We start from the raw sequence: 18,303 nt of genomic DNA, 5'->3' as shown, positions 1-18,303 counted from the left end.
GCTGGCCGGTTTGCGGCAGAGCGGACCCGCAGGCCGCTATTTCCGCTCCTGCCGGCCTCGCAGTAAGGCCTCGGTGAGCGTGATCTCGGTAAACAGGGCGCGTGCCGTATGGTCGTTGATCGCCCCACTGCGGAACATGTCGCGCACCGCGGTGCGCTCGGCCTCGATGCCGGCAAGCCGCATTTCGAGTTCAAGCCGCCCGGCCTCACGGGCCTGGGTACGGGCCTCATCAGCCTCATCGGAGGTGGCGATGCGGCGCCGGTAGCCGGCGACGATGTTTTCGGCAGCGGCTAGCCTGATACCGGGCACCTCGCCCTGGTCGTCGTCGCTGGCGCCCGCCATGCTCTCAATGCGGGCGATGGCCGCCTTGGCGGCGCCCACACGCGCCGAGCGTTCCTCGATGGCGCCGCCATCCTCGCCGGGTTCGACCAGCCCCTTCGCTATTTTGGGCAACGCCACGCTGGCCAGGGCCAACGAGCAGATAATGACGCCGGCGGCGAGGAAGATCACCAGGTCGCGCGCCGGAAAGGGCGAGCCGTCCGGCATGGCAAGCGGCAGCGACAGGATGCCGGCCAGCGTGATCGCGCCGCGCACACCGGCCACCGAGCCGGCAAGCCGCACGCGCATGCCGAACGGCTCGGCCTTGCGCTTGCGCAGGCGCGCCTTGAGGCCGGCCGCAATGTCGCCGACCCATATCCAGAGGAAGCGCAGCGCAATCAGGCACAGCGTCAGCGCAAGCACCGTCGCGATCGGCTGGAGGATGGGGTAGCGGCTGCTGAGTTCAGGCGGCACGTTGCGGATGATGTCCGGAAGCTGCAGCCCGAGCACGATGAACAGCGCGCCATTGTAGACGAACGACAAAGTCGTCCACAGCGACATGGTCTGGATGCGGGCCGAGACGCCAAGGAAGCGAAACACGCCGGAGCCGCCGGTCAACAGGCCAGCCGTGACCGCCGCCAAAATGCCCGAAGCATGTAGATGCTCGGCGATGAGATAGGCAATGAACGGCAGCAGCACCATGACCAGAACCTGCACCTCGGCCGGTACGCCGCCGATGCGGTTCAACAACTGCAGCAGCCGGGCGGCGATGAACAGCGCCGCTATGCCGGCCACGATGCCGATGGCAACGGCGTAGACGAAAGACAGCGATGCATCGGCGAAAGAAAAGCTGCCGGTCAGTGCGGCCGCGACGGCGAAGCGGAACATGACTAGGCCCGATGCGTCGTTGAGCAGCGCCTCGCCCTCCAGGATATGCATCAGCCGCGACGGCACCAGGCTCCTGTCGACGATCGAGGACACGGCCACCGCATCGGTTGGCGACAACACGGCGGCGAGCGCGAAAGCGACGACCAGCGGGATGCTCGGCACCATCCAGTGCAAGGCATAGCCGAAGCCGACAATGGTGAAGAAGACCAACCCGATAGCCAGGTCGAGGATCGGCCCGCGCAGGGCAATCAACTCACGCTTGGGCGCGCCGTAGGCATCGCCGAACAGCAGCGGCGGGATGAACACCAGCAGGAACAGTTCGGGGTCGATCTCGACATGGATGCCTTTCACCGGCCAGGCGAGCGCAGCCCCGATGGCAATCTGCAACACCGGCAGTGGCACTCGCACCAGCCGCACCAGCGCGCCGGAAAGGGCAACGAAAACGAGCACGGTGAGGATGAAGACGGCGACTTGCATGGCACGATTCCGGCTGTTTTGCCGGACCATGCGTAAACCGAGGCGCTGCGTCCAGCCACGCCGGCGCCAAAAAAGGCCGACGCCCAGCGTCAGCGTAAAGCTTCATTAGGGGCACCGGGCAACCGGACAGTACGCCTCAGGCGTGGTGGTCGCGCCGGACGTGACCGCCCTGCGCATGGATAGCTACCGACGTGTCGAGACCCGCCCGAGGCGGGCAAGCTGGGCGCCGTCAACCGTGCGCAGGCAGTGGCGAGGCTGGTGAACCAGCGGCTGATCTAAGAGCTCTTCCGCAAAAGAGAAGGCCGCCTCAAAGGCGGCCTTTTGTTCAATAACATCAATCGCTTAGAGCGCAGATGTGATCTGCAGTTCTTGGGCGCCATCGAGTGCATAGACATCGTCGCGGAACTGCACAACGCCCGGACCCGTCGACCATGCCGACAGATAGAGGAAGTGCACCGGCACCGGGTTGACGACCTGCACAGGCGTGTTCTCACCGGTCTTGATGGTCGCCTCGAAATGCTGGCGGTCCCAACCGGGGGTGTCGCGCAGGATCCAGGTGACGAGATCGCGCACATTCTGCACGCGCACGCAGCCCGAGGAATCGAAGCGCATCATCTTGCCGAACAGGCTCTGCTGCGGCGTGTCGTGCATGTAGACGCCGTCCGGGCTCGGGAAGTTGATCTTGACCGAGGCCATGGCATTACCGGAGCCCGGATCCTGGCGGAAGCGGTACTTTTCGGCATCGTCCGTCGACCAGTCCACATTCATCGGGTCGACTTCGCTGCCATCCGGCGCAAACAGGCGGATATGGCTGTCCTTGAGATAGTCGGGGTTCTTCCGCATCAGCGGAATGATGTCCTTGCGCACGATCGAGACCGGCGCGTTCCAGTAGGGATTGACGATGATCTCGTTGATCTTGGAATTGACCACCGGCGTCTGGCGGTCGATCTTGCCGACGATTGCGGTGTGGCGCAGCACGACGCGGTCATTCTCCACCGCCTCGATCTGGGCCGCCGGAATGTCGACCAGCACATAACGACTGCCCAGCGTGCCGGCCTTCTCGCGCAAACGCTCGAGATTGGTCTGCAACTGGCCGAGCCGGATCTGCGCCGAGACGTTCATGGCGGCATAGGTGTACTTGCCCATGGCGCCGTCGGCCGGCAGGCCATGGCGGGTCTGGAAGCGCTTGACCGCGGCGTCGACATAGGAATCGAAGGAGGTCGAAATGCCAGCGCTCTGTGCCAGATCGCCCGCAATTATCAGCCGCTTGCGCAGCGGCACGACATCCGGATCGTCGACGCCAAGTTGCAGTTTCTTGGTCGCCGGTACCTCTTCCCAACCGCCTTGGGCGACAATGTTCTGGTACTGCGCCACTGCCTGTTCGGTAAAGGCAACCGTCTGCAGGCTGAAGATCGGCAACGTCGAGGCGACCTTGCCGCCTTCCGAGGCGCGGGCGTCGAACTGGTCGTCCCAGTTGCCGCGGGCCGAGGATTTCAGGATATCGTCGATGACGTCCTGCGCGCTGGCGGCATTGGCGACCATGGCGACGGCGAGCGCGGAGGCTCCGGAAAGGAAAAGGCGGCGGCTGGTTCTCATCGACGTTCCAGACATTCTTGTAGCACTTGGCTTGTAGCGTTTGGCGCGTAGCGTTCCGCTACTTGCTCGATCATTGGGCGATATCGCCCGCACTCTAAAGTTGGCACTGTTAACAATTAGCCAACCATGACCTGCATCACTTGGCCGTGAAAGCGAACCGCGATGCGGACATTACGGGCAGATCAATGGCTTTCGCCGCAGCATCACCCGCATCCTCGCTTCCACCGCGAATATGGCGGCAACGTGGCTTTGCGCCGAATTTGGACCCGACGACGATCTGAAATGGAGCGACCGGTGCTTTTCGGTACCGTTCCTGAACTGTTCCCTCGAAGCTCGCTGGTCCGGCTCAGTTCTTTGCGTTGCCTGCCAGCTCCGAACAGCGTTGCAGCACCTGGTTCTCCGGATATCGCAACAGCTTGTTGTCATCCAGCTTGAGCAACAGCGTTCGTCTTTTGTCGACGCTCTGCTCATCGTCCGAGCAGGTCATGTCGAGAATGACGACGTCCAGGCCTTTCAATTTCTGGACTTTTTGGACGCTACAGCCGACTTCCCACATGTCGGCCGATTTGTCGGTGAACGTCACGATGGAGTCATTGTTGTCGCACGGGCTCGAGCCTTCATTGGCGAAGGCGCCTTGCCACCACTCCTCCGCAAACGCCAATTGCGGCGTCAGCAAAAGCAGCATTGCGACCGGATAGATTCTCAAATTGATGCCTGAACGCATGTCGTCCCCCTGCCCGGCGAGATTAGGCATTGCGGAAGCGAAAGCAAACCGCAGCCAGGCGTGGCGGCAGGCCAATCGCGGGCATAGCCGTGACCATAAAAAAGGACCGGCGCCCCCCCGGGGCACCGATCCTTGATTTCCCTCTCCGGCCGCGCTTCTTCCGGCGCGGCTGCTATTCAATTCCTGCGGATTACATCCGGTAGGCGATGGTGTCGTTCCAGAAGCGGTCGAGGCGCTGCAGCGCGCGGTTCATCTGCTTGAACTCTTCGCTGTTGATGCCGCCGACCTGTTCGATCGAGCCGACATGGCGCTCATAGAGACCGGCGACGACGTCGGCAACTTCGTTGCCCTTCGGCGTCAGCGAGACGCGGACCGAACGGCGGTCGATGCGCGAGCGCTGGTGGTTGATGAAGCCGAGATCGACCAGCTTCTTCAGATTGTAGGAGACGTTCGAGCCGAGATAGTAGCCGCGCGAGCGCAGTTCGCCAGCGGTCAGCTCGGAGTTGCCGATGTTGAACAAAAGCAGCGCCTGGATGGCATTGATGTCGGAACGGCCGTTGCGGTCGAACTCGTCCTTGATCACGTCAAGCAGACGGCGATGCAGACGCTCCACCAGCTGCAGCGATTCCATGTAAAGCGAACGGATTGCCTCGCGGCGATCGTCGGATACGTTGGCGGTCTTCGCCGCCGGACGCGAATTGATCATTGTCTTTGCCTCTCGTTTGTCGCCCTGGTGATTTTTTGTTTTTCACCTTGATCGCGACACTATCGAATACTCATAAAATTCGACTTAAACGCTAGGGCTAACAAGAGCTTACCGATAATAGGTTTCGGAAGACGCTTAACGAACGGTCACCCGAGCAAGGATAATTAACCTAAAGATTTAGCCAATGGCGGCAGGGCGGCGTTTCAGGCGCGCGAGGGGCGCTTCTGCATCCAGATCACGACGCGAAAGACGACGTAAAGCAGCGCCACCGCGAAGTGCGAGAACAGGATCAGCGGCCGGTGACCGAACAGATCGGGAAAGCCGGCATACATGATGATCTCGGTGACGGCGCAAATGAACCAGATCACCGGGCCCCAGGACGCCAGCATCCACAGGCCGGCTGCGGCGAACGGAAAGAACACGGCCAGCATCACCGCCGCCACCTGCCAGTGCACCGGCATCAGGTCGAAGCGCCAGAGCGGGCCGGGATAGAAGCCGATCAGCCGGATCCAGTACAGGATGCCGAACAAGAGGCAGTAGCCCGCTATGACGCGCTGGAACCAGGCGAAGATGATTTCGACGCCCGAGGGCTGCAGCACGATGCGCCTTGACGTGACCTCGCTCACAGATCGAGCTCCCGTTCGAGCGGCGCGAAATAAGCGTCCACCGCCGCGGCGTCGACTTCGGCGAGACTTGCCGGCCGCCATTGCGGCGTCGAGCCCTTGTCGACGATGACAGCGCGGATGCCTTCATAGAAGTCGTGGCCGGCCAGCATGCGGTTGAGGATGCGGAACTCCATCTTCATGCAGGCCTCCATCGACAAAGTCAGCCCGGCGCTGATCTGGCGCCAGGCGACATTGAGACTGGTGGGCGAGCGGGTGCGGATTGTGGTCAGCGTCTTGGCGGCAAATTCGTCGGCGCCGGCCGCCCGTTCCAGGCTGGTGATGATATCAGCCAGGGAAGGTTGGGCAAAATGACGGGCGATCGCTTCCAGCACCGGCTGCCCGGTCTCGCGCTTGGCCGGCACGAAAAAGCCGCGCAGCACCGATTCCGGATCGCCATTGGTGCAGAGCCGGTCGAGGAACGCAGATTGGTCAGCGGCCTTGATGGTGTGGGTGGCCAGGCCCGACCACAGCGCATCGCCATAACGGATACGGTTGCCGGTCAGTGCCAGGTACATGCCGAAGCTGCCGCCAAGATCGGGCAGAAGATGGCTGCCGCCGACATCGGGGAAAAAGCCGATGCCGACCTCCGGCATGGCGAACTGAGCATTCTCGGTTAGCACCCGGTGCGAGCCGTGGAACGAGATGCCGACGCCGCCGCCCATGACGATGCCGTCGACCAGCGCGACATAAGGCTTTTTGAAGCTGTTGATGCGGGCGTTGAGCCGGTATTCGTCGGCGAAGAACTCGACCGGCGGCTTTCCGGCGCGGGCCTCATAGACATGCATGATGTCACCGCCGGCTGAAAACGCCCTGCCCTCGGCCTTGACGGCGACGACATCGACGCCGGCATCGCGCTCAAAAGCGCCGAGCGCCTTGTCCAGCGCCTTGATCATGCGATGCGTCAGCGCATTGAGCGCCTGCGGCCGCGTCAGCGTGACGACGCCTGCCTTGCCCAACCGTTCGAAGCGGATCTCGTCGCCGCCGCCAAAATCCATCGTCAGAGATTCCCTCCCCGCGCCTGCGGGACTGAATTGCTAAAGGTGGCGCATAGGTGCGTCAACCGGCGGAGGTGGTTTGGATTTTCGCAAGGGAACGCGACCGTGCTTTGCCCCAGGCAAAAATGCGCGCAAAAGTCCCGACGAAACACCATCTCGGTAACAGCCTGTCTTGTGACCCGGGGGGCCGGAGCTGGCGTGGCCGCCGACGGCATGGCGGCGAGATCGGCTGGCACAATCGTGTCGCATTGGTCAGCGGCAGAGGCTCGTGGTAAAAGCCGCCTCAAATGGCGGCGGGGCTCGTGGTAAAAGCCGCGCGATCCGGAGTTATGGCGATGAACAAATTCACCCCCGCGACGATGAACAAAATCGCGCCGGCAAAGCCCGCCGGCGCGCGCAGCGTCGATCAGATCACCGGCAGCCGCCGCTTGCGGCGCATGCGCAAGGCCGACTGGTCGCGCCGCCTGGTGCAGGAGAACCGGCTGTCGGTCGACGACCTGATCTGGCCGATCTTTGTCATCGACGGCAAGAACACGCGCGAGCCGATCGCCGCCATGCCGGGCGTCTTCCGCCTGTCGCTCGACCTTGCCGTCAAGGAGGCGGAGCGTGCGGCAAAGCTCGGCATTCCGGCGATCGCCACCTTCCCCAATGTGGAACTCGCTTTGCGCGACCAGACCGGATCGCACATTCTCGACCCGCAAAACATCATCAACCGCGCCACCCGCGCCATCAAGGACGCGGTGCCGGAGATCGGCATCATCACCGATGCCGCGCTCGACCCCTTCACCTCGCATGGCCATGACGGCATTTTGCGCGACGGCATCATCGTCAATGACGAGACGGTGGAACAGGTGACGGCCGCGGCCGTCATCCAGGCGGCGGCCGGCGCCGACATCATTGCGCCGTCGGACATGATGGATGGCCGCATCGGCGCCATCCGCGACGCGCTCGATGCCAATGGGTTTTCAGACGTGGCGATCATGTCCTACGCGACGAAATTCGCTTCCGCCTTCTACGGCCCCTATCGCGAGGCGGTCGGCACCGCCGGCCTGCTCAAGGGCGACAAGAAGACCTATTATATCGACCACGCCAATTCCGACGAAGCGGTGCGCGAGGCCGAGCAGGACATCGCCGAGGGCGCCGACATGCTGATGGTCAAGCCCGGCCTGCCCTATCTCGACATCATCCGCCGGCTGAAGGACGAGTTCCAGATGCCGACCTTCGCCTACCAGGTGTCGGGCGAATATTCGATGATCAAGGCGGCAGCGGCCAATGGCTGGATCGACGGCGAGAAGGCGATGCTGGAGAGCCTGCTTGCCTTCAAGCGCGCCGGCTGCGACGGCATTCTGACTTATTTCGCGCCTGAAGTGGCGCAGATGCTGAAGGGATAGCCGGAACCCGGAAAATCCGGGTTCCGGCTTTTTCTCACGCCTTGGGCAAATAGGGAATCGTTCCAGCCAGATCGGTATCGTCGATCAGCTGGAAGCGGCTGTCGCTGCCCTTCTGGCGCTCCGCCACAAACGGGGCGTATTGCGGATCGTTGGTGAAGGCTTCGGCTGCCTTTGCCGACGGAAACGCCATGATGGCGATCAGGCTGGTGTCGAGCGGCTTGCCCTCGAGCGTCTTCACGTTGCCGCTGCGGGCCAGGTACTTGCCGCCATGCTTGTGCACGAGGTCGTGCACCGAAGCGGCATAGGCCGGCACCCATTTGTCGTCCTTCACCTTGATGTCTGCGATCACGTAAGCGGTCATTGTCTTACTCCTAATGGATCGGCGCCGGACTGCCCGGCGACGTGACCGCTGCCTCGCATGACGGCGCCGGGCCCCTCCAGTCACCAAACTGTACCAGGGGGACCAGTACAGCTTCTGTACTGGCTGATCTCAGGTTTTCTGAATAAGGTCCGGCAACATCTTTTGGAGATCGCCACATGACGCAAGCCGGATATAAGCAGTTCTGCCCGCTCTCGATGGCAGCGGAGCTTTTGTGCACACGCTGGACCATGGTGCTGCTGCGCGAACTGGTGGCGGGATCGACCCGCTTCAACGATTTGCGCCGCGGCGTGCCGAAAATGTCGCCAACCCTTCTGTCGCAACGGCTGAAGGACCTTGAAGGGGGCGGCATTGTCGAGCGCACCGAGATCGAATCCGAAAAGGGCGTGTTCGAATACAGGCTGACCGAGGCGGGCCGGGATTTGCGCCCGGTGGTCGAGGCGATGGGCTTCTGGGGCCAGAAATGGGTGGAGGCCAGGCTGTCGCTCAAAAACCTCGATCCGTCGCTGCTGATGTGGGACATGCGTCGCAATCTGAACCCCAGTCCGCTGCCGGACGGGCGCACCGTGATACAATTCCTGTACCATGACCTGCCGGCGTCAAAACGCTCGTGGTGGTTGATCGTCGAAAAGCACGGCGATGTCGATCTGTGCTGGTACGATCCGGGCTTTGACGTCGATCTCTATGTCTCGACGGACCTGTGCACCATGACGTCGATCTGGATGGGGCTAACCACGGTTCACAAGGAACGCGACAAGATCAGCCTGACCGGCGATCTCGATGTCGCCGGCAAAATGCAGGTCTGGCTTGGCCTCAGCCCATTTGCGGTGATGCCGAAGCGTGCCGCGGCTTGAGGCCAGTTGCCGTCATAGGCGCTGCAAATTTGCTGACCTATCCCGCCAGCGCTCTATACTCGTAAATGCTGGGGCGACGCCGCGTCGGGACCTTGTCTGTCAGGTCTACCACGCGGATCCATTTACAGGCGTCGCCTCGCAAGGTGACCTTCCGGCCGATCACCTTTTCGGCTGCTCCAAACGGTGTGCTGGCCTGGGTCTCCTGACTCTCCTGGACGACCTCTCCGTCCATCCTCTCGACGCGATATGCCTTCATCTCGTGCGCTCCCGACTCAGGGCCTCCCGAAGGTAACGCGGCGGCTTTTTCCGTCAAGCATTAGAATATTCTAAATCTTTGTGATTTTAAAAAAACCACTTGCAATTCGCAATCGGTTTGCTACAAGATAACCACTTGCAAATAACAACCGGTTACCTCGGAGGCTTTCATGTCCAAGCTGCGTGTCAATGCATTCACCCTGTCGCTAGACGGTTTCGGCGCCGGTCCTGACCAGACCCTGCAAAACCCGCTGGGCGTTGGGGGCGAGGAGCTACACAAATGGATGACCGGCACCCGCACCTTCCACGAGATGGTCGGCAAGGATGGCGGCACCACCGATGTGGACGACCGGTTTACCGTCCGCAGCTTCGACAATGTCGGCGCCTGGATCCTCGGCCGCAACATGTTCGGGCCAATCCGCGGCGAATGGCCGGACGATAGATGGAAGGGCTGGTGGGGCACCAACCCACCCTATCATGTGCCGGTCTTCGTGCTGACGCACTACAAGCGCGATCCGATCGAAATGGAAGGCGGCACCACCTTCTATTTCGTTACTGACGGCATTCATTCGGCGCTCGACCAGGCGAAGGCCGCGGCCGGCGGCAAGGATGTGCGGGTCGGCGGTGGTGTGGCCACCATCCGACAGTATCTCAAGGACGGGCTCATCGACGAGCTGCACCTGGCGATCTCGCCGGTGCTGCTCGGGAGGGGTGAGAATCTGTTTGCAGGCCTGGATATGCTCAAGCTCGGCTATCAATGCACCGAGCAGGTGGCAACGGCGCTTGCCACGCATGTGACGATCAAGCGGGATTAGGCTCTTTCTCCCCGTTCTACGGGGAGAAATGCCCGGCAGGGCAATGAGGGGCGGCGCTGACGACGCAGAAATAGCCTACCGAATGGGCAGGGCCTGGCCAGCGTCAACATTCAACGCTAGCGCCGCCCCTCATCCGCCCTTCGGGCACCTTCTCCCCGTGAACAGGGGAGAAGGAAAAAGGTGCCTCAATACTTCTCCGGCACGTAAAGCTCCCGCGGCAACACCTGTCGTTCGTATTCCGGATTGAACACCCGCTCGGGCAGCGTGATCTCTTCGTGCGGCACCTCCTCATAGGGCATCTGCTTGAGCAGGTGATCGATGCAGTTCAGCCGCGCCCGCTTCTTGTCGTTGCCTTCGACGATGTACCACGGTGCCTCGGGAATGTTGGTGCGGGCAAACGTCTCTTCCTTGGCCTTGGTGTACTGCTCCCAGCGCACGCGCGACTGCAGATCCATCGGCGACAGCTTCCACTGCTTCATCGGATCGTGGATGCGCATCATGAAGCGCATTTGCTGTTCCTCGTCGGTGATCGAGAACCAGTATTTGACCAGCGTGACGCCGGAACGGACCAGCATGCGCTCGAACTCCGGCACGTCGTGGAAGAATTGCTCGACCTGATCCTGGTCGGCAAAGCCCATCACCCGCTCGACGCCTGAGCGGTTGTACCAGGAGCGGTCGAACAGCACGATCTCGCCGCCGGCCGGCAGATGCGGCACGTAACGCTGGAAATACCATTGCGATTTCTCACGCTCGGTCGGCGCCGGCAGCGCCACGACACGAGCGATGCGCGGGTTGAGGCGCTGCGTAATACGCTTGATGACGCCGCCCTTGCCGGCGGAGTCGCGGCCCTCGAAAATCACCACCAGCTTCTTCTTGTGGTAGGCGACCCAGGACTGCAGCTTGATCAGTTCCGACTGCAGGCTGATCAGGTCGCGAAAATACTGCATGCGGTCGATCGATGGCGGATGGGCGTTCTTGTAGATCTTGGCGATCTCCAGCGACAGCGCCGGCTCCGACATTTCCAGCTCATAGTCTTCGTCGAGCGTGTCGGCGAGTTCGGCCTCAAGCCAATCCCTGGCCGGAGTGTTGTGCTTTAACTCAGTCATATCTACTGCTCCGCTTGCCGGCTGACATGAAACCCTGAGCCGACTTGATATAGGCCGGCAATGACGGTTTTATTGCAAGCCGCCGGCCGGTCGATCATCGCCGCAAATCGGCGGGGTTTGGTCGATCCATTGCCGGGGCATGGCGACAAACCGCTTAAATTGTCCTACAAATGGCTGACCCATTCGGGCTGCCCCCGCCCTTCTCGACCAAAACCGCCCCACCCCACCAAAATTGCGAGGATCTGACATGGAATATCGCACGCTTGGCCGTTCCGGCTTGAAAGTTTCGACGCTGACGCTGGGCACCATGACCTTCGGCGGCAGCGGACCTTTCGCCGCCGTCGGCAATTCCGATGTCGCTGAGGCATCACGCATCATCGACACCTGCATCGATGCCGGCATCAATCTCATCGACACCGCCAATGTCTATTCGAATGGCCTGTCGGAAGAGATCATCGGCGAGGCGCTCGGCGGCAAGCGCAAGAACGATGTGCTGATCGCCTCAAAGGCGCGCATGCGGATCGGCAAAGGTCCCAATGACGAAGGCCTGTCGCGCCATCATCTGATCCGCGAATGCGAGAAGAGCCTGAAGCGCCTCAGGACCGATGTCATCGACATCTATTTCCTGCACGAATGGGACGGTGCGACGCCGCTCGAGGAAACCCTTGCCGCGCTCGACACGCTGGTTGCCCAGGGCAAGATCCGCTATATCGGCTGCTCCAACTATTCCGGCTGGCAGGTGATGAAGGCGCTCGGCATCAGCGACAGCCAGCGCCAGCCGCGCTTCATCACCCAGCAGATCCACTACACGCTGGAAGCGCGCGAGGCTGAATATGAACTCTTGCCGATCTCGGTTGACCAGGGCCTTGGCGTGCTGGTGTGGAGCCCGCTCGCCGGCGGCCTCTTATCGGGCAAATACAGGCGCGACAGCCCGACCGCGCGCCAGCTCGCCGGCTGGTCGGAACCGCCGATCCGCGATGAAGACCGGCTGTGGCGGATCGTCGATGTTCTCGTCGACATCGGTGCGGAACGCGGCGTCTCGGCGGCGCAGGTCGCGCTTGCCTGGCTGCTCGGCCGGCCGGCTGTCAGCTCGCTGGTGATCGGCGCTCGCAACGAGACCCAGTTGAAGGACAATCTTGCCGCCGCAGCGCTCGCCCTCACCGCTGAGCAACGCGACCGTCTCGATGCCGTCAGCCGGCCGCCGGTGCTCTACCCCTACTGGCACCAGCAGTTAACGGCGAAGGACCGGTTCGGCCCGGCCGATCTGGTTCTCGACCGCAGCGCTATCTGAGGCAAACAGCTAGCCCGAGATAAACCGCCAGACTTCCGGATCAGGCTCGATCTGGCCGCTGAGCACGAAATATTTGTAGAGCACGAGCAGGCTGATCGCCTGCTCGGCCCGCTCGTCGGCAAATTTGCGGCAATAGGCGTTGGCCGCCGCGACGATGCGCTGGGCTTCGGCCGGGTGCTTCTCGAGGTGGTGCACCCGCTCGGCCAGATCGCTGAAATCGGCCGCCAGCGGCACATAGTGGACATCGGGCTCGAGCTGCCCCTCGGCGAACCAGGTCTCGTAGGTCGGCGGCGGCATGAGGCACAATGAATTCGAGCTCATGATCCATTTCAGATTGGTCGCGACATCGTTGCCTTCGAGGGAAATGATGTAGCGGTAGCGCCGCTGCTGATCGATGGTGAGATAGGGTTTTCGGTATTCCGCCGGCGCCGTTGCCCTTGGCGTGCCGACATCGCAGATCGGCAGATCGCGGGCGGCCTCCAGCAGCAAGGTGCGGATCGGATTGTTGAGCTCGCCGCGCCAGACGACGAGCGGATGCTTGTCGGCGAAGGCGACATCGTCGACCGGCATGTGGAAATGACGGAACTTGTTCAGCTTGAACAGGACGCCGTTGCCGTTGTCGCCGACGAGCGGCCGGTCCTTGACGATCGACGGCATCTTCGGCACCTCGATGACGTCGCCGAATTCCAGGTCGATGCGCAGACCCGGATCGAAATAGCGGGTGAATTCCTTCAGATCATAATAGTACATGCTGCGGTCCGTCGGCAGCCGACTGACCGGCACGGCCTCGGGGCTTGGTGTAAAGGGCTCCCGCAGCGTGTTGTAATAATTGAGCCGCTCACGGACCGATGCATCGGAAAGCCTGGCCTGAGCGAGCAGACGGCCGAGCTGGCGCCGGAAAAGGACCGGCGGCGCGATGTCGCGCATGGCGTTGCGCGCATAATAGACGAGCTTCTGTGCGTTTCTTTGAAGCGTGGCCATCGGTCGTTTTGATTCGAAATCGGTCGGCGGCGGCTCCAGTAACTGTCCCGCAGCCTTTTCTAAACCATTGTGTTAGCCATCACGCAAGTCCCGAACCGCTGGCATATGCCCTCCCCGCGCTGTTGTGTTTGCCGGCCAATGCTTCTAGGCAGGATCAGGTACAGCGAAAGGAAACGATATGGCGCGACCACCGAACTACGGTCAGGAACGCAAGGAGCGCGACCGGCAGAAGGCCGCCAAGAAGGCGGAGAAGCTGGCCGCCAAGGTTGCGGCCAAGGAGCGCTCCGAGCCTGAGAACAAGGCCGGGTCCGAAACCAAGACCGAAACGGCGAAATAAGGCAAGACAGGATTGCGCGATGTCCGGCCGCGAAGCGGGCCGGATTCCGGCGATGCTGCTGGGGTCAGGCCGTCGCTTTGTCGCTGACGAAAACGTTCACTTCGCGCGCCGCGGCGATGAAGGCGCGCCTTGCGATCATCGCCGGCTTGTCGCCGGCCAGCGCATCATGACAGGCCTGCAGCGCTTCGCGATGCTTGGGGCTGCGCTTGCCGGGCCAGCTGTTGAGCAGGTAATCGGAGGCCTCGCGGGCCGTGCGCAGGAGCTGGTTTTCTCCCCCCGCGGCTGCCTTGACGGTCACGGGTGTTTCAAATCGGTTGTTTTCCATGGCTGCTCCTTACGCCATCGGCGCTCATGAAGCGAGGCCGAAAGCGGATGGCGCCGGCGTTCTGTCACCTTCGTGACCGATATCAAGCGGCGACGACGGCAAATCCCCTGGCGCGCAGACCGCGCCGGTCATTGTGCAGCGACGTCACCAGGCGGTCGCGGCTGCCGACAATATGGGCGGAAAGCCGTTCTGCCGCCGCATCGGCGTCACCCGCCCGCACCGCCGCCAGGATGGCGTGATGCTCGCTCCAGGCGCGGCCGAGTGCTGCCTCGTCACGCACCTCCAACCAGCGCGCCCGCGACAGCCGCGTCATGGCATCGCGCACCGCCCGGAACAGGAACTCGTTGCCGGAGAGCCGCGCCAGTTCGATGTGGAAATCCATGCCGACGCGGTGCCATTCCTCGCGCGGCGTAGTGGTGTCGCAGGAGTCCAGCATCGCCTCGATGACATCGACGGCGTTCCTCTCGGCCAGCGCCGAAGTCAGCCTGACGGCCGCAACCTCGACCGCCTCGCGATAGACCGCGATCTGTTCCAGTTCGGCAAGGTTGATCGGCGATACCGTCCAGCCGCGCCCGTCGCGGCAGATCAGGCCCTCCGTCTCAAGCCGCAGTAGCGCTGCCCTGACCGGCGTGCGAGAGGCCCCGAAGCGGCTCTCGATCCAGCGTTCCGTCAGCCTTTCGCCAGGCCCGACCTCGAGGCCGAGGATCATCTCGCGAAGCGCTTTTTCGACGGTTTGCATCTGCGACATCTTTGGTTCCGTTGCCGGCGATCGGCCTCGTATTGAGGTCTGGCCGATCACGTTTGAGAGCGCCGCATTGACAGCGGCAAAGCTTGCGTTCAAGACGGATACCAACTTGGTATCCCAAAATGGTATCCGCAGCAAGCGGACAGGACATGACATGCCGCAGGACAGTGCAGTGCAAGCGCCCTCGACCTACAATGTGCACTGGCGGCGCAACCTGTTCGTGTGTTTTGCCGGATCGTTCAGCACGCTTGTGGCGATGACGCTGCTCTTGCCGTTCCTGCCGCTCTATGTCGAGCAGCTGGGCGCCGTGGGCCACGCAGCGATCGTGCAATGGTCGGGCATCGCTTTCGGCGCAACCTTCTTTGCCGCGGCCCTCGTCGCGCCGCTCTGGGGACGGCTAGGCGACCGTTACGGCCGCAAGGTGATGCTGGTGCGCGCCAGTTTCGGCATGGCGATCTGCATGTCGCTGACCGGCATGGTGCAGACCGTCTGGCAGTTGGTGCTGCTGCGCCTGTTGATCGGTTTTGCCGGCGGCTATTCCTCGGGCTCGACCATTTTGGTCGCCATGCAGACGCCGAAGGAACGCTCCGGCTGGGCGCTTGGCGTGCTGTCGGCCGGCATCACCGCAGGCTCCCTGGTCGGTCCGCTGCTCGGCGGCGCGCTGCCGCCGCTGATCGGCATCCGCTCCACCTTCCTGATCGCCGGCGGCGTCATTTTCCTGGCGGCATTGGCGACGACGTTCCTGATCAAGGAGATGCCTCGTCCGCCAATGCAGGCAAAACCGAAGGAGAAGCCTAAGGGTGGCTGGGCGCAGATCCCCGACAAGCGGCCTGTCGTCGCCATGTTGGCGACCGGCATGCTGTTCACCTTCGCCAACATGTCGATCGAGCCGATCATCACTGTCTATGTCCAGCAACTGGTCGCGGATGCCAGTCGGGTGACGCTGATCTCGGGTGTCGTCATGTCGGCGGCCGCACTCGGCGCAATCCTGTCGGCGTCACGGCTGGGCAAGCTCGCCGACCGCATCGGCCACTGGAACGTCATCGTCGCATCGCTAGCCGTCTCGGCGCTGCTGCTCATCCCACAAGCCTTCGTCACCGACAGCTGGCAGCTTGTCGGCCTGCGGTTCCTGATGGGCCTGGTGCTGGGCGGGCTGTTGCCCTGCATTACCAGCGTCATCCGCCACAATGTTCCCGATGGCGTCGGCGGCAATGTGCTGGGCCTGGCGATCTCGGCGCAATATGTCGGCCAGGTCGCAGGCCCGCTGCTCGGCGGCTTCGTCGGCGGTCATTTCGGCATGCGCGCGGTGTTTCTCGGTACGTCCGTGCTAATGGCCGGCGGCGCTGCATACAACTGGCTGATCCAGTCACGCCGCACGCGTGACATGCTGGCGGTATCAGGCAAATCCTGACAGGTTGCGCCGCCTATCGCCAATCACAGGAGCCTGAGACATGAGCATCGCCGACCATCCGGCAGAAGGCAGCGCCCGCATCCTGGTCTTCGCCGGCGGCCTGTGCGGCGCAGCCGGCGTGGCGCTGTCGGCGGCATCGGCGCATCTGGGCGGCGCCTTTGTCGGCACCGCCGCATCCTTCCTGATCATGCATGCGCCGGTGTTTCTGGCCGTTGGCCTCGCCCGCGCAAACCGGATCCTGCGGATCGGCAGCCTGGTGCTCCTCATCGGGCTGGTGCTGTTCTGTGGCGATCTGCTGGCGCGCGCTTTCGTGGGATCGCGGCTTTTCCCGATGTCGGCGCCGATCGGTGGCAGCTTGCTGATCGCCGGCTGGCTCGCGATCGCGGCCTCGGCGCTGGTGCGCCAGCGCCCCTGACGGGGCAATAACCCTGCCCCATCAGAATTTCTCACACGGGGCTCAATCCTGCCGGCGTTCCGGCAGCAGGTCGCGCTTGCGCTTGGCAGGCTTGGTCAGCCGCTGCCGTTCCGGGCGCTCCGCAGCCGGCGAGATGCCCCAGTAGTTGCGATAGATGTCTTCGAACAGATGCTTCACGGGGTGCATGGTTCGGTCTCCTCTTAGAGAATTTGAATCGATCCAATTAGCCGGCACGAAAATGCCTTGCCGATCAGCTCCGCTTGCGCTCCACAAGGAAATGCAGGTCGCGCTTCCACGGGCCAGTCCGGCCACGGCGCTTGCGGTTGGCGGCATCCGAGGCGATGCCCCAGTCATTGCCGTAGATGTCTTCGAACAGATAATTCATGGGATGCATGGCACCCTCCTCTTGAACCGATCCAACAGATAGCCGGTAAACTTCTTTGGATCGATTCAAACATAGACCTTCCCCGCCCTCCGATCAAGGGAAAATTTGAACCGATCCAACGAAAGTGTTAGATAGAGCCGGTTGAGGAGACGAAGATGACGGCATTGACTTCCGGGAAGACGAGACCAGTGCGGCTGGCCGACATTGCCAAGGCAGCCGGCGTCTCGCACGGCACGGCGTCCAACGTGTTCGCTCGACCCGAGATCGTGCGTGAAGAGGTGCGCGAACGCGTCAAGGCGGCAGCTGAGGCAATGGGCTATGCCGGCCCCGACCCCAAGGGCCGGCTGCTGCGCGCCGGCAAGGTCAACGCTATCGGCGTCGCCACGGCGGAACCCTTGTCGTATTTCTTCGACGATCCTTTTGCCCGCGTCATGATGGCGAGCATCTCACAGGCCTGCGATGCCACCGGTGCGGGGATTTCGCTGGTATCCGCCGCCAACAACGAACAGCTCGCCTGGAACATCCAGAGCGCACTGGTCGACGGTTTTATCGTGTTTTGCATCGAAGGCGGTTCGCGGTTGGTCGAACTGGCGCGCGAACGCAAACTGCCTTTCGTGGCGCTCGACCTCGATTCGGAGAATGAGGCGGTCGCGGCAATCGGCATCGACAACATCGCCGGCGGCAGCCTTGCCGCGCGCCATCTGGCAGAGCTCGGCCATCGCCGCTTCGCCATTCTGGCCCTGGAATCTGCCGACGCCGGCTTTGGTCCGGTCACGCAAGAGCAGGTCGAGACGTCGTCCCTCTATTCCGGCACGCGCGACCGTCTGCGCGGCTACTTCGCCGAGCTCTCCCGCTTCGGAATCGATGTGTCGCTGGTGCCTATCTACGAAACCCTGAATGACGAAGAGACCGTACGGGCCGGTCTCGAGCATATTTTCGCGCTGCCGCAGCGGCCGACGGCAATCCTGGCCATGTCGGACAGGATGGCGCTGCATGCGCTCGACTGGCTGCGCGAGCGCGACATCGCCGTGCCGGGCGACGTGTCTATCGTCGGCTTCGATGGCGTGCCGGAGGGTGCCGTTTCCAAGCCGCCGCTGACCACCGTCGCCCAGCCGATTGCCGAGATGGGCCGGCTCGCCGTCAAGGCGATCCTGGAGAACGACGGCTCGCACCAACGGCTATTGCTGCCAGTCGATCTTGTGGTGCGAGCTTCATCCGGCCCCTCGCCTGGCTAGATCAGGCCG

At 62.6% G+C, this 18,303-nt stretch carries 21 protein-coding genes; 8 read left to right on the top strand and 13 right to left on the bottom strand.

Going from position 1 to position 18,303, the window contains the following annotated elements; genetic code table 11:
* Positions 1-36: 36 nt before the first annotated feature.
* The 6 genes from FJV77_RS26175 to FJV77_RS26150 all read right to left on the bottom strand — a co-directional run bounded on the left by FJV77_RS26175 (position 37) and on the right by FJV77_RS26150 (position 6,369).
* Positions 37-1,683 carry a Na+/H+ antiporter gene (locus tag FJV77_RS26175; RefSeq protein WP_142869477.1) on the bottom strand — a complete coding sequence of 549 codons (1,647 nt, stop codon included), beginning with the start codon at positions 1,681-1,683 and terminating at the stop codon, positions 37-39.
* Positions 1,684-2,025: 342 nt separating this feature from the next.
* Positions 2,026-3,279, bottom strand: coding sequence for a L,D-transpeptidase family protein (locus FJV77_RS26170; RefSeq protein ID WP_142869476.1), 1,254 nt, complete (start codon positions 3,277-3,279; stop codon positions 2,026-2,028).
* Positions 3,280-3,625: 346 nt separating this feature from the next.
* On the bottom strand, positions 3,626-4,078 hold the full coding sequence (locus FJV77_RS26165; RefSeq protein ID WP_246691391.1) for a hypothetical protein: 453 nt from the start codon (positions 4,076-4,078) through the stop codon (positions 3,626-3,628).
* Between the two features lie 115 nt (positions 4,079-4,193).
* Complete coding sequence (locus FJV77_RS26160; RefSeq protein ID WP_142869475.1) at positions 4,194-4,709, bottom strand: winged helix DNA-binding protein; 516 nt, start codon at positions 4,707-4,709, stop codon at positions 4,194-4,196.
* Positions 4,710-4,912: 203 nt separating this feature from the next.
* Positions 4,913-5,335, bottom strand: coding sequence for a DUF6163 family protein (locus FJV77_RS26155; protein WP_142869474.1), 423 nt, complete (start codon positions 5,333-5,335; stop codon positions 4,913-4,915).
* Entirely contained in the window at positions 5,332-6,369 is a 1,038-nt protein-coding gene (locus tag FJV77_RS26150) for an enoyl-CoA hydratase/isomerase family protein (protein ID WP_142869473.1), read from the bottom strand. The genes FJV77_RS26155 and FJV77_RS26150 overlap by 4 nt, the downstream gene beginning before the upstream one ends.
* Before the next feature lie 359 nt (positions 6,370-6,728).
* Here FJV77_RS26150 and hemB point away from each other — a divergent pair, with 359 nt between their 5' ends.
* Positions 6,729-7,760, top strand: a complete 1,032-nt coding sequence (hemB, locus tag FJV77_RS26145; protein ID WP_142869495.1) for a porphobilinogen synthase — start codon at positions 6,729-6,731, stop codon at positions 7,758-7,760.
* A 34-nt stretch (positions 7,761-7,794) separates the two neighbouring features.
* On the opposite strand, the gene FJV77_RS26140 is transcribed toward hemB, so the two are convergent.
* Entirely contained in the window at positions 7,795-8,121 is a 327-nt protein-coding gene (locus FJV77_RS26140) for a DUF1330 domain-containing protein (protein ID WP_023693250.1), read from the bottom strand.
* Between the two features lie 176 nt (positions 8,122-8,297).
* On the opposite strand from FJV77_RS26140, the gene FJV77_RS26135 reads away from it, so the two are divergent.
* Together FJV77_RS26135 and FJV77_RS26130 are read left to right on the top strand one after the other, a co-directional pair.
* Positions 8,298-8,993, top strand: coding sequence for a helix-turn-helix domain-containing protein (locus FJV77_RS26135; protein ID WP_142869472.1), 696 nt, complete (start codon positions 8,298-8,300; stop codon positions 8,991-8,993).
* A 425-nt stretch (positions 8,994-9,418) separates the two neighbouring features.
* Positions 9,419-10,063: a dihydrofolate reductase family protein gene (locus FJV77_RS26130; RefSeq protein ID WP_142869471.1), complete on the top strand. Its 645-nt coding sequence runs from the start codon at positions 9,419-9,421 to the stop codon at positions 10,061-10,063.
* 185 nt (positions 10,064-10,248) lie between these two features.
* On the opposite strand, the gene ppk2 is transcribed toward FJV77_RS26130, so the two are convergent.
* Entirely contained in the window at positions 10,249-11,169 is a 921-nt protein-coding gene (ppk2, locus tag FJV77_RS26125; protein WP_142869470.1) for a polyphosphate kinase 2, read from the bottom strand.
* 247 nt (positions 11,170-11,416) lie between these two features.
* On the opposite strand from ppk2, the gene FJV77_RS26120 reads away from it, so the two are divergent.
* Positions 11,417-12,460, top strand: coding sequence for an aldo/keto reductase (locus FJV77_RS26120; protein ID WP_142869469.1), 1,044 nt, complete (start codon positions 11,417-11,419; stop codon positions 12,458-12,460).
* 9 nt (positions 12,461-12,469) lie between these two features.
* On the opposite strand, the gene FJV77_RS26115 is transcribed toward FJV77_RS26120, so the two are convergent.
* Positions 12,470-13,441, bottom strand: coding sequence for a glycosyl transferase family 90 (locus tag FJV77_RS26115; protein ID WP_142869468.1), 972 nt, complete (start codon positions 13,439-13,441; stop codon positions 12,470-12,472).
* A 178-nt stretch (positions 13,442-13,619) separates the two neighbouring features.
* On the opposite strand from FJV77_RS26115, the gene FJV77_RS26110 reads away from it, so the two are divergent.
* The gene (locus FJV77_RS26110) at positions 13,620-13,778 is read left to right on the top strand and encodes a hypothetical protein (protein WP_142869467.1); all 159 of its coding nucleotides are present in this window, start codon (positions 13,620-13,622) and stop codon (positions 13,776-13,778) included.
* 64 nt (positions 13,779-13,842) lie between these two features.
* Here FJV77_RS26110 and FJV77_RS26105 read toward each other — a convergent pair whose 3' ends face one another.
* Positions 13,843-14,076 (bottom strand): DUF982 domain-containing protein, encoded by a 234-nt coding sequence (locus tag FJV77_RS26105; protein WP_246691390.1) that lies wholly within the window; start codon positions 14,074-14,076, stop codon positions 13,843-13,845.
* 109 nt (positions 14,077-14,185) lie between these two features.
* Entirely contained in the window at positions 14,186-14,851 is a 666-nt protein-coding gene (locus FJV77_RS26100) for a GntR family transcriptional regulator (RefSeq protein WP_142869466.1), read from the bottom strand.
* 151 nt (positions 14,852-15,002) lie between these two features.
* On the opposite strand from FJV77_RS26100, the gene FJV77_RS26095 reads away from it, so the two are divergent.
* Positions 15,003-16,259 carry a multidrug efflux MFS transporter gene (locus FJV77_RS26095; protein ID WP_142869465.1) on the top strand — a complete coding sequence of 419 codons (1,257 nt, stop codon included), beginning with the start codon at positions 15,003-15,005 and terminating at the stop codon, positions 16,257-16,259.
* Between the two features lie 40 nt (positions 16,260-16,299).
* The gene (locus tag FJV77_RS26090) at positions 16,300-16,674 is read left to right on the top strand and encodes a DUF423 domain-containing protein (RefSeq protein WP_142869464.1); all 375 of its coding nucleotides are present in this window, start codon (positions 16,300-16,302) and stop codon (positions 16,672-16,674) included.
* A gap of 42 nt (positions 16,675-16,716) precedes the next feature.
* Here FJV77_RS26090 and FJV77_RS32520 read toward each other — a convergent pair whose 3' ends face one another.
* Positions 16,717-16,860: a hypothetical protein gene (locus tag FJV77_RS32520; RefSeq protein ID WP_185970435.1), complete on the bottom strand. Its 144-nt coding sequence runs from the start codon at positions 16,858-16,860 to the stop codon at positions 16,717-16,719.
* A 64-nt stretch (positions 16,861-16,924) separates the two neighbouring features.
* Complete coding sequence (locus tag FJV77_RS32515; RefSeq protein WP_185970434.1) at positions 16,925-17,068, bottom strand: hypothetical protein; 144 nt, start codon at positions 17,066-17,068, stop codon at positions 16,925-16,927.
* A gap of 146 nt (positions 17,069-17,214) precedes the next feature.
* Between FJV77_RS32515 and FJV77_RS26085 the strand changes: the two genes are divergently transcribed.
* Positions 17,215-18,294 (top strand): LacI family DNA-binding transcriptional regulator, encoded by a 1,080-nt coding sequence (locus FJV77_RS26085; RefSeq protein WP_142869463.1) that lies wholly within the window; start codon positions 17,215-17,217, stop codon positions 18,292-18,294.
* Positions 18,295-18,303: the final 9 nt, after the last annotated feature.

It is taken from the genome of Mesorhizobium sp. WSM4306, assembly GCF_007003975.1.
Taxonomy (GTDB): domain Bacteria; phylum Pseudomonadota; class Alphaproteobacteria; order Rhizobiales; family Rhizobiaceae; genus Mesorhizobium.
This window is presented reverse-complemented; position numbering and strand designations above follow the sequence as displayed.

Bases quoted from the DNA above. Each gene is read 5' to 3' on its own strand.
- FJV77_RS26160 (WP_142869475.1), bottom strand. From the start codon at position 4,709: ATGATCAATTCGCGTCCGGCGGCGAAGACCGCCAACGTATCCGACGAT.
- FJV77_RS26150 (WP_142869473.1), bottom strand. From the start codon at position 6,369: ATGGATTTTGGCGGCGGCGACGAGATCCGCTTCGAACGGTTGGGCAAG.
- FJV77_RS26110 (WP_142869467.1), top strand. From the start codon at position 13,620: ATGGCGCGACCACCGAACTACGGTCAGGAACGCAAGGAGCGCGACCGG.
- FJV77_RS26120 (WP_142869469.1), top strand. From the start codon at position 11,417: ATGGAATATCGCACGCTTGGCCGTTCCGGCTTGAAAGTTTCGACGCTG.
- FJV77_RS26085 (WP_142869463.1), top strand. From the start codon at position 17,215: ATGACGGCATTGACTTCCGGGAAGACGAGACCAGTGCGGCTGGCCGAC.
- FJV77_RS26140 (WP_023693250.1), bottom strand. From the start codon at position 8,121: ATGACCGCTTACGTGATCGCAGACATCAAGGTGAAGGACGACAAATGG.
- FJV77_RS26095 (WP_142869465.1), top strand. From the start codon at position 15,003: ATGCCGCAGGACAGTGCAGTGCAAGCGCCCTCGACCTACAATGTGCAC.
- FJV77_RS26100 (WP_142869466.1), bottom strand. From the start codon at position 14,851: ATGTCGCAGATGCAAACCGTCGAAAAAGCGCTTCGCGAGATGATCCTC.
- FJV77_RS26130 (WP_142869471.1), top strand. From the start codon at position 9,419: ATGTCCAAGCTGCGTGTCAATGCATTCACCCTGTCGCTAGACGGTTTC.
- ppk2 (WP_142869470.1), bottom strand. From the start codon at position 11,169: ATGACTGAGTTAAAGCACAACACTCCGGCCAGGGATTGGCTTGAGGCC.
- FJV77_RS26090 (WP_142869464.1), top strand. From the start codon at position 16,300: ATGAGCATCGCCGACCATCCGGCAGAAGGCAGCGCCCGCATCCTGGTC.
- FJV77_RS32520 (WP_185970435.1), bottom strand. From the start codon at position 16,860: ATGCACCCCGTGAAGCATCTGTTCGAAGACATCTATCGCAACTACTGG.
- FJV77_RS26175 (WP_142869477.1), bottom strand. From the start codon at position 1,683: ATGCAAGTCGCCGTCTTCATCCTCACCGTGCTCGTTTTCGTTGCCCTT.
- hemB (WP_142869495.1), top strand. From the start codon at position 6,729: ATGAACAAAATCGCGCCGGCAAAGCCCGCCGGCGCGCGCAGCGTCGAT.
- FJV77_RS26170 (WP_142869476.1), bottom strand. From the start codon at position 3,279: ATGAGAACCAGCCGCCGCCTTTTCCTTTCCGGAGCCTCCGCGCTCGCC.
- FJV77_RS26115 (WP_142869468.1), bottom strand. From the start codon at position 13,441: ATGGCCACGCTTCAAAGAAACGCACAGAAGCTCGTCTATTATGCGCGC.
- FJV77_RS32515 (WP_185970434.1), bottom strand. From the start codon at position 17,068: ATGCATCCCATGAATTATCTGTTCGAAGACATCTACGGCAATGACTGG.
- FJV77_RS26135 (WP_142869472.1), top strand. From the start codon at position 8,298: ATGACGCAAGCCGGATATAAGCAGTTCTGCCCGCTCTCGATGGCAGCG.